The organism is Nocardioides sp. T2.26MG-1 (genome assembly GCF_950101795.1).
GTDB lineage: Bacteria > Actinomycetota > Actinomycetes > Propionibacteriales > Nocardioidaceae > Nocardioides.
Map to the genome: position 1 here is coordinate 72626 of NZ_CATNLZ010000003.1, position 10936 is coordinate 83561.

The 10936-nt window shown below is 73.8% G+C and carries 13 protein-coding genes and 1 other RNA gene; 7 read left to right on the forward strand and 7 right to left on the reverse strand.

Annotated elements, in window-relative coordinates; translation table 11 throughout:
* Positions 1-3: 3 nt before the first annotated feature.
* Both QQZ14_RS05985 and QQZ14_RS05990 read right to left on the reverse strand, forming a co-directional pair.
* Positions 4-291 (reverse strand): hypothetical protein, encoded by a 288-nt coding sequence (locus tag QQZ14_RS05985; RefSeq protein ID WP_284533314.1) that lies wholly within the window; start codon positions 289-291, stop codon positions 4-6.
* Between the two features lie 10 nt (positions 292-301).
* Positions 302-487 (reverse strand): SPOR domain-containing protein, encoded by a 186-nt coding sequence (locus tag QQZ14_RS05990; protein WP_284533315.1) that lies wholly within the window; start codon positions 485-487, stop codon positions 302-304.
* 24 nt (positions 488-511) lie between these two features.
* On the opposite strand from QQZ14_RS05990, the gene map reads away from it, so the two are divergent.
* Positions 512-1339, forward strand: coding sequence for a type I methionyl aminopeptidase (gene map, locus QQZ14_RS05995; protein ID WP_284533316.1), 828 nt, complete (start codon positions 512-514; stop codon positions 1337-1339).
* A 22-nt stretch (positions 1340-1361) separates the two neighbouring features.
* Here map and QQZ14_RS06000 read toward each other — a convergent pair whose 3' ends face one another.
* Positions 1362-1811 (reverse strand): tetratricopeptide repeat protein, encoded by a 450-nt coding sequence (locus QQZ14_RS06000; RefSeq protein WP_284533317.1) that lies wholly within the window; start codon positions 1809-1811, stop codon positions 1362-1364.
* Complete coding sequence (locus tag QQZ14_RS06005) at positions 1808-2377, reverse strand: GNAT family N-acetyltransferase (RefSeq protein ID WP_284533318.1); 570 nt, start codon at positions 2375-2377, stop codon at positions 1808-1810. The genes QQZ14_RS06000 and QQZ14_RS06005 overlap by 4 nt, the downstream gene beginning before the upstream one ends.
* Before the next feature lie 49 nt (positions 2378-2426).
* Here QQZ14_RS06005 and QQZ14_RS06010 point away from each other — a divergent pair, with 49 nt between their 5' ends.
* The 3 genes from QQZ14_RS06010 (at position 2427) to QQZ14_RS06020 (ending at position 3548) form a co-directional block, all read left to right on the forward strand.
* Positions 2427-2696 (forward strand): isocitrate lyase/phosphoenolpyruvate mutase family protein, encoded by a 270-nt coding sequence (locus QQZ14_RS06010; RefSeq protein WP_284533319.1) that lies wholly within the window; start codon positions 2427-2429, stop codon positions 2694-2696.
* Positions 2697-2704: 8 nt separating this feature from the next.
* Positions 2705-3093, forward strand: an RNA gene (gene rnpB, locus QQZ14_RS06015) — RNase P RNA component class A.
* Positions 3094-3179: 86 nt separating this feature from the next.
* Complete coding sequence (locus QQZ14_RS06020; RefSeq protein ID WP_284533320.1) at positions 3180-3548, forward strand: hypothetical protein; 369 nt, start codon at positions 3180-3182, stop codon at positions 3546-3548.
* Here the strand turns inward: QQZ14_RS06020 and QQZ14_RS06025 are convergent, their stop codons facing one another.
* The 3 genes from QQZ14_RS06025 to QQZ14_RS06035 all read right to left on the reverse strand — a co-directional run bounded on the left by QQZ14_RS06025 (position 3549) and on the right by QQZ14_RS06035 (position 7018).
* The gene (locus QQZ14_RS06025) at positions 3549-4757 is read right to left on the reverse strand and encodes a phosphoribosyltransferase family protein (protein ID WP_284533321.1); all 1209 of its coding nucleotides are present in this window, start codon (positions 4755-4757) and stop codon (positions 3549-3551) included.
* Positions 4758-4889: 132 nt separating this feature from the next.
* Entirely contained in the window at positions 4890-6341 is a 1452-nt protein-coding gene (locus QQZ14_RS06030) for a bifunctional aminoglycoside phosphotransferase/ATP-binding protein (RefSeq protein ID WP_284533322.1), read from the reverse strand.
* The gene (locus QQZ14_RS06035; RefSeq protein ID WP_284533323.1) at positions 6341-7018 is read right to left on the reverse strand and encodes a phosphoribosyltransferase; all 678 of its coding nucleotides are present in this window, start codon (positions 7016-7018) and stop codon (positions 6341-6343) included. Before QQZ14_RS06035 ends, QQZ14_RS06030 begins: the two co-directional genes overlap by 1 nt.
* A gap of 178 nt (positions 7019-7196) precedes the next feature.
* Between QQZ14_RS06035 and acsA the strand changes: the two genes are divergently transcribed.
* From acsA to QQZ14_RS06050, 3 genes are read left to right on the forward strand one after another with little or no spacing between them, the layout of a single operon-like run.
* Positions 7197-8972 carry an acetate--CoA ligase gene (acsA, locus tag QQZ14_RS06040; RefSeq protein WP_284533324.1) on the forward strand — a complete coding sequence of 592 codons (1776 nt, stop codon included), beginning with the start codon at positions 7197-7199 and terminating at the stop codon, positions 8970-8972.
* On the forward strand, positions 8969-9955 hold the full coding sequence (pdhA, locus tag QQZ14_RS06045; protein WP_284533325.1) for a pyruvate dehydrogenase (acetyl-transferring) E1 component subunit alpha: 987 nt from the start codon (positions 8969-8971) through the stop codon (positions 9953-9955). The genes acsA and pdhA overlap by 4 nt, the downstream gene beginning before the upstream one ends.
* Positions 9952-10935 (forward strand): alpha-ketoacid dehydrogenase subunit beta, encoded by a 984-nt coding sequence (locus QQZ14_RS06050; RefSeq protein WP_284533326.1) that lies wholly within the window; start codon positions 9952-9954, stop codon positions 10933-10935. The genes pdhA and QQZ14_RS06050 overlap by 4 nt, the downstream gene beginning before the upstream one ends.
* The last annotated feature ends 1 nt before the right edge of the window (position 10936 follow it).

Consider the following 10936-nt stretch of genomic DNA (forward strand, 5'->3'; position numbering starts at 1 on the left):
CTCCTACCCGTTCCACCCGAGCAGCGCGCCACCCGCGGTCACGCTCGCGAACCAGAGCACCACCGCGAACACCGCCAGACCGGGCACCCAGCGCGGGTGCAGCGACCACCAGGCGCAGGCCACGACGAACAGCGCCACCCACACGAGCAGCAGCACCACCACCGCCCACCAGGGCGCGACCAGCCCGCTCGCGGCGTACAGGAAGAACGCGCACGCCATCCCGGCCATCCCGACGAACGGCCACGGCGACACGTCGGGGCGTCCGCGCGGTCGGCGCCCCGGCTTGGTCATCACGCGGGCCTCACTCGTCGACGTCGTCGTTCCAGACCGGGTCCTTGTCCCACTCCTCGTTGCGCCGCTCGGCGGCCTCCAGGGCGTGCTCGGCCTCCTCACGAGAGGCGTAGGGCCCGAGACGGTCGATCGGCGGGCACAGGTTGGTCTCGTCCTCGACCCGCTTGTGGCGCACGCAGTACCAGAACTGGCTCATGTCGGTCGAAACTACACTCGCCGGGTGACTCCCCCGCTCCGCGCCGTGCCCGCATCGATCCCCCGGCCCGAGTACGTCGGCAAGGACGCCCCCGCCCGGTTCACCGGCAGCGAGGTCAAGGACGCCGAGACCGTCGAGCGGATGCGGGTCGCCTGCCGGCTCGCCGCCCAGACCCGCGACCTGGTCGGCTCGCACGTCGCACCGGGGGTGACCACCGACGAGCTCGACCTGGTCGGCCACGAGTTCCTCTGCGACCACGGCGCCTACCCCTCGACGCTCGGCTACCGCGGGTTCACCAAGTCGCTGTGCACCAGCGTCAACGAGGTCGTCTGCCACGGCATCCCGGGCGACCGCGTGGTCGAGGACGGGGACATCGTCAACATCGACGTGACGGCGTACCTCGACGGCGTCCACGGCGACACCAACGCCACGTTCCTCGCCGGCGACGTCGGCGAGGAGTCACGGCTGCTGGTCGAGCGCACCCGCGAGGCGCTGGCCCGCGGCATCAAGGCGGTGCGGCCGGGGCGGCGGATCAACGTGATCGGGCGGGTGATCGAGTCATACGCCGCCCGCTTCGGCTACGGCGTGGTCCGCGAGTTCACCGGCCACGGCATCGGCACCGCCTTCCACAGCGGGCTCGTCGTGCCGCACTACGACGACCCGGCCTACGACACGGTGATCGAGGCCGGGATGACGTTCACGATCGAGCCGATGCTGAACCTCGGCACCCACGAGTGGGACATGGCCGACGACGGCTGGACGGTGCTCACCCGCGACCGGCGCCGCAGCGCGCAGTTCGAGCACACGCTGCTCGTCACCCCCACCGGCGCCGAGGTGCTGACGCTGCCTTGAGGGCCGGGGGTCGGGCGTCGCCTCAGACCAGCCGGTCGAACGACGTCTCACCGGTCTCGGCGAGCCGCCGCTCGACGCGCAGCACCGCGACCTCGTGCTCGGGGTCGCCGCTCATCGTCGCGGCGAGCCGCAGGTGCGGCAGCGCCTCGGCGTACCGGCTCTGCCGCTCCAGGCACCGCCCGAGCGCGTGCCGCACCCAGTCGTCGGCGGGGTTCTCCTCGACCAGGTCGCCGAGCTCGGCCTCGGCCCGCTGCAGCTGAGCACGCATCAGGAACGCCCAGGCGCGCAGCATCCGCAACCCGCTGTTGCCGGGCTCGTCGGCCAGCGCAGGCTCGATGACCTCGAGCGCCTCGCGGGGCGCCCGGCGGGCGAGGAGGTCGAAGGCAGTGCGGTACGCCGACTCCGGGCCGGTCTGACCCGGGAAGACGACCGGCGGCGCCTGAAGGTCCATCTGCTGGTCGAAGTCGTTCACGCCTCTCCAACGCTCGCCGGGGGCGGTGGATTCCCCGGGGGGTCGTCGTGCAGGATGCGCTGGAACAGCACGTGGTCGGTCCACTCCCCCGCGATGAACAAGAACCGCTCGGCCACGCCGTACTGCTGGAACCCGGCCTTGCGGAGCACGGCTTGTGACGGCTCGTTGGGCAGCCGCGTGCCGGCCTCGAGGCGGTGCAGGCCGAGCCCGCGCGCCTCCGTGGCCGCGTGCTCGACCAGTGCGGTGCCCAGCCCGCGGCGGGTGTGGTCGTGGGCGACCCAGTAGCCGATGGTCGCGCTCTGGAGCACCCCGCGCACGATGTTGTCGATGGCGATCCGGCCCGCCACCACGTCGCCGTGCCAGAGCACGTAGGTGTGCCGCTTGCCGCGCTCGAGGTCGGCCAGCTGCTTGTCGATCTCGGCGGCCTGCGCCTCGACGGTGAAGAAGCTCTCGGGCCGCACCGGGTCCCACGGCGCGAGGTGCTCCCGATTGTCTCGGTATGCCGCTGCGAACGCTTCCGCATCGGTGGTCTTCAGTGGCCTGATCTCGTAGCCCTCGGGAAGCACCGGGACAGGCTAGCGGCCGGCTCAACCCTGCCGGATCGTCCCCGCGACGGTGTTCAATCCACGCAGGTCGTTCCCCGCACTCCACCACGCCCGGCTGCCCCTCCTGCTGCCGGCCGCCAAGGTCGCTGCGGTCAAGGACCTCACCCCGGACGTGTTCGGCAACGCCCGCGTCGACACGTACTGGTGCCACGAGGACGACACGGTGCCCGCGACCGTCGTGCGGGCGCCGGCGTACGTCGAGGCCGGCGCTGACGGCGTGGTCGTGCCGGCAGCGACGACGTACGCCGACGCACAGGAGCGTGTTCGCCGCTATCCTTGAGCCGCGGACAGGCTGGCCGGGCGACCGCGTGGAGGCAACTCCCCGAGGAAGGTCCGGGCTCCACAGGGCAGAGTGGTGGGTAACACCCACCCGGGGTGACCCGCGGGACAGTGCCACAGAGAACAGACCGCCTCTCCCCGCTCCGGCGAGGAGGGGTAAGGGTGAAACGGTGGCGTAAGAGACCACCAGCGACCGGGGCGACCCGGCCGGCTCGGCAAACCCCACTTGGAGCAAGGTCAAGAAGTCCCGTGCTTGCACGGGATGCGCGCACGTTCGAGGGCGGCCCGCCCGAGTGCGCGGGTAGACCGCTGGAGGGTGTCGGCAACGGCACCCGTAGATGGATGGTCGCCCCCCGGCTCGCCGGGGACAGAACCCGGCCTACAGGCCAGCCCGTCCGCACCCTCACCGTTCTTCCCGCGCCCGGTTGGGTACCGGTCGCGAGACCGACCAGATCCAAGGCAGGACGACGAGGAGGAGACACCCATGGCCGTGACGAGCTTCCAGGACCTGCCCCTCGCGGACCGCGACCGCGAGTGGGACGGCGCCGCCGCCGAGAAGCGGGTGCGCGAGTGGGCCGGGGCCGAGGAGGGCCCGAACGAGAAGTACCGCGACGCGCACGTCTGGTACGACGCCGAGAACAAGGACAACTTCACCGCCTACAAGCTGCTGATCGCGGACGTCGTCGACGGTCGGCTGAAGGCCGTGCCCCGTGGAGTGATGGCGGCAGGCAACGCTATGCAGGGCTCCCGCGGCGGCGTCGACCTGCCGGAGAGGGACATCGACCGGGTCAAGAGCTACCTGGCGAAGTACTACGACAAGCTCGGCGAGACCGCGCCCTGGGACCGAGACTGATCAGCTGGTCGCGCTCAGCGCGGCCGGCGCGGAGACGAGGTGCGAGGCGAACCAGTCGTTCGCGAGCTCGCAGACCCGCTCCAGCGAGTTCGGCTCCGAGAACAGGTGCGTGGCCCCGGAGACCACGGCGACCCGGGTCGGGCTGTGCATCCGGGCGGCGGCCCAGCGGCTGAGGTCGAGGACGGTCGGGTCCGCCCCGCCGACGACCAGCAGGGTCGGTGCGCCCACCCGGCCCAGGGCGTCGCCGGCCAGGTCGGGGCGACCGCCGCGGGACACGACGGCGCTGACCAGCCCATCGAGGTCGGCGGCCGAGCGCAGGGCGGCCGCGGCACCGGTGCTGGCGCCGAAGTAGCCGATCGGGAGCCCGCCGAGCCCCGGGAGGCCCGTGAGCCAGCGGGTCGCGGCGCTGAGGCGCCCGGCCAGCTCCTCGACGTCGAACACCCGGGCGCACGAGGACTCCTCGGCCGGGGTCAGCAGGTCCAGGAGGAGGGTGGCGAACCCGGCGCGCGAGAGCCGGCGCGCCACGTGCACGTTGCGGGGGTTATGCCGGCTGCTGCCGGCGCCGTGGGCGAAGACCACCACGCCGCGCGGCTCGTCGGGCACACGCAGCGTGCCGGCCAGGATCGCGCCGCCCGTCGGGATGCGGACCGTCCGGCCACCGGGGTCCGAGCCGTACTCGCGGCCCACGTCGAGCAGCCGGATGACCTGCTCGTCGGTGGTGGTCCGGAAGTCCTGGTAGTGGTCGGCGACCGTGGTGAACTCCGCGGGCATCTCGACGTACACGACCTCGTCGGCGCCCAGCGCGCGCGCGTTGATGCCGGGCGCGATGACCGGCGTCGCGACCACGACGTACGCCGCCCCCACCTCGCGGGCCACCTGGCAGGCGGCCGCGGCGGTGGCGCCGGTGGCGATCCCGTCGTCGACGATCAGGGCGACCCGGCCGGACAGGTCCAGCGGGGCACGGCCGCGGCGCAGCTGGGTGGCGCGGTCGCGCAGCATCGCGCGTTCGTCGGCCTCGAGCTCGGGCTCGCCGGGCAGGCCAGGCTTGCGCACGACGATCACGTCCAGCGGGGCGCGCAGCTCGTGCGCGACCTCCGCCGCCACCGGGACCCCGCCGCGGGGCAGCCCGAGCACGACCACGTCGGTGCCCGCCAGGTGCGACACCAGGGCAGCAAGACGACGGCCGCCGTCGATCCGGTCGAGGAACATCGTGGACACCTCCAGCCCTGTCCACACCACGGTCGCTCGGACCGCCGGGGGCCAGACAGAGCACCACGACCCAGGGTCCCGGGGCCTTCTGCCCCCGTTCCCAGGGCCTCCGGCAGCGCTCCGGCGGGACGATCAGGCCCCTGTCACCGCGGCGGCCGCGAGGTCCACGCACTCCTCACGGGACCGCCCGGTGTCGACTGCGGTGCTCTCGGGCCAGGGCGCCTCGCGGTGCCGGACGGCGGCCGCGATCGCCTCGTCGGCGTCCGAGATCCCCGTCCGCGCGAGGATCCGCGCCGCCGCGCGCTGCTCGTCGAGCAGGCAGCGCAGGCACACCAGCGCGGAGCTGGTCATGACGGCGACCGCGGCCGCCCGCGCCCGGTCCTCGGCGTCCGACCACGACGCGTCGAGGATCACCGACTCCCCCATCGCGAGCAGGGCGCCGGCGCGGCGCAGCAGCTCGTCGTACGTCGCCCGCGTATGCGTCGGGTCGTAGATGCCCTGGCCCACCGGCGCCCGGGCGGACGCCTCGGCGGGGACGCCGGCCAGCTCCTTGCGCACCCGGTCGCTGCTGAGCACCGTGCACCCGAGCCGGTCGGCGAGGTCGCCGGCGAGCGTGGTCTTGCCGGTCCCCGGCGGTCCGCCGACCAGCACCAGGCGCACCGTCCCCGCCCGCAGGTGGCGCGCCGCGAGCTCGGTGAAGCCGGCGGCCTGGTGGGCCGCCGAGCCGTGCAGCGACGCCCCGCGCAGGCAGCTGACCTTCGCCCGCACGAACGCCCGGTAGGCGACGAAGTGCTCCAGCAGGGCCTGCGGCGCCGGGTCGTCGGCGAGCTCGAGGTACGTCGAGCAGAGCAGCTCGGCGAGCTCCGGCGCGCCCAGCCACTCGAGGTCCATGGCCAGGAACGCGATGTCGTCGAGCCCGTCGACGTACCGCAGCCGGTCGTCGAACTCCAGGCAGTCCAGGATCCGCGGACCGTCGTCGAGGCAGAAGATGTCGTCGGCGAGCAGGTCCGCGTGCCCGTCCACCACCCGTCCGCGCCGCACCCGGTCGTCGAACAGCGGCTCCCGGCCCGCGAGGAACGTGTGCACCCGGGTCTCGACCTCGTCGAGGAGCGGCGACCCGATCAGGTCGGCCCCCTGCCCGTGGACCTGCGCGAAGCTGGCGTCCCACCGGCCCCGGATCGCGTCCCGGGTGCCCTCGGCGTCCACCTCCGGCCCGCGCCGGGCCCGCCCGTGGAACGCCGCCACCCGGCGGGCGATCGCGCGCACGTGGGCCGCGAGGTCCGGCACCGACTCCCGGCCCGCGACGAGGTGTGCGAGCCGCCGGTCGTCGGGCATCCGGCGCATCACCACCACCGGTTCCTCGGTGCCGTCGGGGGTGCGGAGCCCGCCGAGACCGAGGTAGACGTCCGGGGAGAACTGCCGGTTGAGCTCGACCTCGCGGGCACACACCTGGCGCCGCGCCTCGAGCGTGGTGAAGTCCAGGAAGCCGAGCCGCACCGGCCGCTTCAGCTTGTAGGCGAGGTCGCCGAGCAGCACGACCACGCCGGAGTGGGTCTCGCGGACCTCTGCGTACTGCTCCGCCATCACGGTGTCCTCCGCGTCCTCCCTGTCCCCCGTGTCGGCCGTGGTCCGCCGTGGCCGGCCGTCAGGAGGTCACGCACCTCGTCGTCTGAGGTGGGGTCGAAGCGCCGGTAGTGCGCGCCGACGGCGCCGAACCGCGACGGGGTCTCCACGCACAGCAGCTCGTCGGCGCCCAGACCGGACGCGGTGACGTCCGGCGCCGCGACCGGGACGGCGACGACGACCCGGGCGGCCCCGCGGGCCCGCGCGACCTGGCAGGCGACCCGGGCGGTGCTCCCGGTGGCGACGCCGTCGTCGACGACGACCGCCACCCGGCCGCGCAGGTCGGCCGGGTCCCGCTCCGCGCGCAGCCTCGCCACGCGCTCGCGCAGGGCCGCCCGCTCCCGGCCCCCGACCGACGCGAGGGCGGCCGCGCTCACGCCGGCCCGCAGGGCCAGGTCGGCGTCGAGCACCTCGACACCGCCTTCTCCGATCGCCCCCATCGCGACCTCGGGCTGCTGCGGCAGGCCGAGCTTGCGGACCACGATCACGTCGAGGGGCGCTCCCACCGCACGGGCGACCTCGGCGGCCACCGGCACCCCGCCACGCGGCAGCCCGAGCACCACCAGGTCGTCGTCTCGGTGACGCGCGAGCACGACCTCCGCAAGCCGCCGTCCGGCCTCGGCGCGGTCCCGGAACATGTGGTCCCTCCTCGCTCCGATCCCGTCTCCACGGTGCGCCGCCGCCTGGCGACGGACCAGGGGCCACCGACCGGATCGGTCGGGCCGATCGCCCGGCCCGCGGGGACCTTCGCCTCTTCCGTATCGCCGCATCAGGCTCTACAGACTGGCGGGAGACGACCGAAGGAGGTCGGTGGCGATGGCGAGCACCCGACCCGAGCTCGACCCGGCACAACCGACGGCACCCGACTACCGAGAACTGGTCCACGGATTCACCTGGGACCACGCCCGCGAGGCGCTCGCCGGGCTCCCCGGCGGGCACGGCCTCAACATCGCCCACGAGGCCGTCGACCGGCACGTGGACGAGGGCCGCGGCGACCAGGTCGCGATCCGCTGCGTCGCCGCCGACGGCTCGATGACCGCCGTCACCTTCGCCCAGCTCCGCCAGGAGACCAGCCGGTTCGCGCACCTGCTCGGCTCCCTGGGCGTGCGCCGCGGCGAGTCCGTGGTCTCGCTGCTCGGCCGCCAGCACGAGCAGTACGTCGTGTGCCTCGGCACGCTCAAGGCGGGCGCGGTCTTCTCGCCCCTGTTCTCCTCCTTCGGCCCCGACCCGATCCGCGAGCGGCTGCTGCGCAGCCGCGCGTCGGTGCTGGTCACCACCGAGTCGCTGTACCGCCGCAAGATCGCGCCGCAGCTCGCCGAGCTGCCCTACCTCCAGCACATCGTGCTGATCGGCCGGCACGACGGCGCCGACGAGGGGGCCGACGAGCGGCTGATCGGGTTCGACGAGGCGATGGCCGAGCAGCCGACGGAGTACGACGTCGCCGCGACCGAGCCCTCCGACCCGGCGCTGCTGCACTTCACCAGCGGCACGACGGGGCTGCCCAAGGGCGCGGTGCACGTCCACGACGCGGTGGTCGCCCACCGGGTGACCGCCGGGCTCGCGCTCGACCTGCACCCCGGCGACGTGTTCTGGTGCACCGCCGATCCCGGCTGGGTGACCGGCACGTCGTACGGCATCGTCGCGCCGCTCACGATCGGAGCGACGTTGGTCAGCTACGCCGGCGAGTTCGAGGCGGCCGCGTGGTACCGGATCCTCGCCGACCAGCACGTCACGGTCTGGTACACCGCACCGACCGCGCTGCGGATGCTGATGCGCTACGGCGCCGACCTGCCGCGCAGCCACGACCTGAGCACGCTGCGGCACGTCGCGAGCGTCGGCGAGGCGCTCAACCCCGAGGTCGTCCGGTGGGGCCAGGAGGCCCTCGGCCTGCCGATCCACGACAACTGGTGGCAGACGGAGACCGGCGCGATCATGGTCAGCAACTACCCCGGCATGCCGATCCGGCCCGGGTCGATGGGCCGCCCGATGCCCGGCGTCCAGGTGACGACGCTCGCGCTCGGCGACAACGGGCGGGCCCGCGTCGAGGACGGCAAGGTGACGCCCGCGGGCGTCGGGGAGTCCGGGGAGCTCGCGGTGCGCGCCGGCTGGCCGTCGATGTTCCGCACCTACCTCGACGACGAGGAGCGCTACCGGGCGTGCTTCGCCGACGGCTGGTACCTCAGCGGCGACCTGGCCAGCCTCGACGCCGACGGCTACCTGTGGTTCGTGGGCCGCGCCGACGACGTGATCAAGTCCGCCGGCCACCTGATCGGGCCCTTCGAGGTCGAGTCCGCGCTGCTCGAGCACCCGGCGGTCGTCGAGGCCGGCGTGATCGGCATGCCCGACGAGCTGGCCGGTGAGCTGGTCCGCGCCTACGTCACGGTCCGCGCCGGCCTCGACGCCGACGAGGCGCTGCGCCTCGACCTGGTCGCGTTCGCCCGCCGCCGGCTCGGCGGCCTGGCCCCGAAGGAGATCCTGTTCGACGAGCACCTGCCGCACAACAGCAGCGGCAAGGTGATGCGGCGGGTGCTGAAGGCCCGCGCGCTCGGCCTCCCGGAGGGCGACGTGTCGACGATGGAGCGGGTCCCGTGACCACCGACCCGCTCGACCTGCTGGCGACGATGCTGCTGGTGCGCCGCTTCGAGGAGCGGTGCGCCGAGCTGTACAGCGGCGGGCAGATCCGCGGCTTCCTGCACCTGTACGTCGGCGAGGAGGCCGTGGCCGCGGGCGTGTGCAGCGCCCTGGGCGAGGACGACTCCGTGGTCTCGACGTACCGCGAGCACGGGCACGCGCTCGCCCGTGGCGCCGAGCCCGAGGCGCTGATGGCCGAGATGTTCGGCAAGGTGACCGGATGCAGCCGCGGCCGCGGCGGCTCGATGCACCTGTTCGACCGCTCCCTGCGGTTCGTCGGCGGCAACGCGGTGGTCGGCGGCGGCCTGCCGCTGGCCGTCGGGCTCGCGCTCGGCGACGCGCTGCAGCACCGGCCCGGGGTCACCGCCTGCTTCTTCGGCGACGGCGCGATGGCCGAGGGCGAGTTCCACGAGAGCCTCAACCTCGCGGTGCTGTGGCGGCTGCCGGTGCTGTTCTGCTGCGAGAACAACCGCTACGCGATGGGGACCGCGATCAGCAAGGAGCACGGCCGCACCGAGCTGGCCCTGCGGGCGGCGTCGTACGGCGCGGCCGCGTGGCCGGTCGACGGCATGGACGCGGTCGCGGTCGCGGAGGCCGCCGAGCAGGCGGTCGCGGAGATCCGCGGCGGCGGCGGCCCGGTGTTCCTGGAGCTCCAGACCTACCGGTTCCGCGCCCACTCGATGTACGACCCCGACCGCTACCGCGCCAAGGACGAGATCGCCCACTGGCGCGAGCGCGACCCGATCGAGCTGCTCGGCCAGCGGCTGCGTGCCGACGGCCGGCTCACCGACGAGACCCTGGCCCGGATGGACGAGGAGGTCATGGCCCGGATCACCGCGGCCGTCGACCAGGCCGCCGGCGAGCCCGACGAGCCGGTCACGGACCTGACCCGCTTCGTCTACTCCGACGGATCCACCGCCGCGGTCGCAGGAGGCCCGCGATGACCCGCATGGTCGAGACCACCTACCGCGACGCGCTCCGCGAGGGCCTGCGCGAGGCGCTGCGCACCGACGAGCGGGTGTTCCTCATGGGCGAGGACGTCGGCAGCTACGGCGGCTGCTTCGCGGTCAGCCTCGGGCTGCTCGAGGAGTTCGGCCCCGATCGGATCCGCGACACGCCCCTCTCGGAGTCCGCGTTCGTCGGCGCCGGCATCGGCGCGGCCATCCAGGGGATGCGCCCGATCGTCGAGGTGATGACGGTCAACTTCAGCCTGCTCGCGCTCGACCAGATCATGAACAACGCCGCGTCGCTGCTGCACATGTCCGGCGGGCAGTACGCCGTACCGCTCGTGATCCGGATGACCACCGGCGCCGGGCGGCAGCTCGCCGCCCAGCACTCCCACAGCCTCGAGGGCTGGTACGCCCACATCCCCGGGCTGCGCATCGTCGCCCCGGCGACGCTGGAGGACGCCCGCGGCATGCTGGCTGGCGCGCTCGCCGACCCGGACCCCGTGCTGCTCTTCGAGCACGGCTCGCTCTACACGATGAAGGGGCAGCTGGCCGAGGACGCCGGCGCCGTCGACATCGACCACGCGGCCGTCCGCCGCCCGGGCACCGACGTCACGCTGATCGCCTACGGCGGGATGCTCGGCCGGGCCCTGGACGCAGCCGAGGCCCTCGACGCCGACGGCCTCTCCGCGGAGGTCGTCGACCTGCGGACCCTGCGTCCGCTCGACGACGCGACGGTCCTCGAGTCCGTACGTCGCACCCACCGCGTCGTGGTCGTCGACGAGGGCTGGCGCAGTGGCAGCCTCTCGGCCGAGATCGTGGCCCGGATCCAGGAGCAGGCGTTCTACGACCTCGACGCGCCGGTCGAGCGGGTCTGCTCGGCCGAGGTGCCGATGCCGTACGCCCGCCACCTCGAGCAGGCCGCGCTCCCCCAGGTGGAGGACGTCGTCGCGGCCGCGCACCGGACCAAGGGCTGAC

Coding starts and splice junctions, on each gene's coding strand:
- QQZ14_RS05985 (WP_284533314.1), bottom strand. CDS start 291: ATGACCAAGCCGGGGCGCCGACCGCGCGGACGCCCCGACGTGTCGCCG.
- QQZ14_RS05990 (WP_284533315.1), bottom strand. CDS start 487: ATGAGCCAGTTCTGGTACTGCGTGCGCCACAAGCGGGTCGAGGACGAG.
- QQZ14_RS06020 (WP_284533320.1), top strand. CDS start 3,180: ATGGCCGTGACGAGCTTCCAGGACCTGCCCCTCGCGGACCGCGACCGC.
- QQZ14_RS06025 (WP_284533321.1), bottom strand. CDS start 4,757: ATGTTCCTCGACCGGATCGACGGCGGCCGTCGTCTTGCTGCCCTGGTG.
- QQZ14_RS06030 (WP_284533322.1), bottom strand. CDS start 6,341: ATGGCGGAGCAGTACGCAGAGGTCCGCGAGACCCACTCCGGCGTGGTC.
- QQZ14_RS06035 (WP_284533323.1), bottom strand. CDS start 7,018: ATGTTCCGGGACCGCGCCGAGGCCGGACGGCGGCTTGCGGAGGTCGTG.
- acsA (WP_284533324.1), top strand. CDS start 7,197: ATGGCGAGCACCCGACCCGAGCTCGACCCGGCACAACCGACGGCACCC.
- QQZ14_RS06050 (WP_284533326.1), top strand. CDS start 9,952: ATGACCCGCATGGTCGAGACCACCTACCGCGACGCGCTCCGCGAGGGC.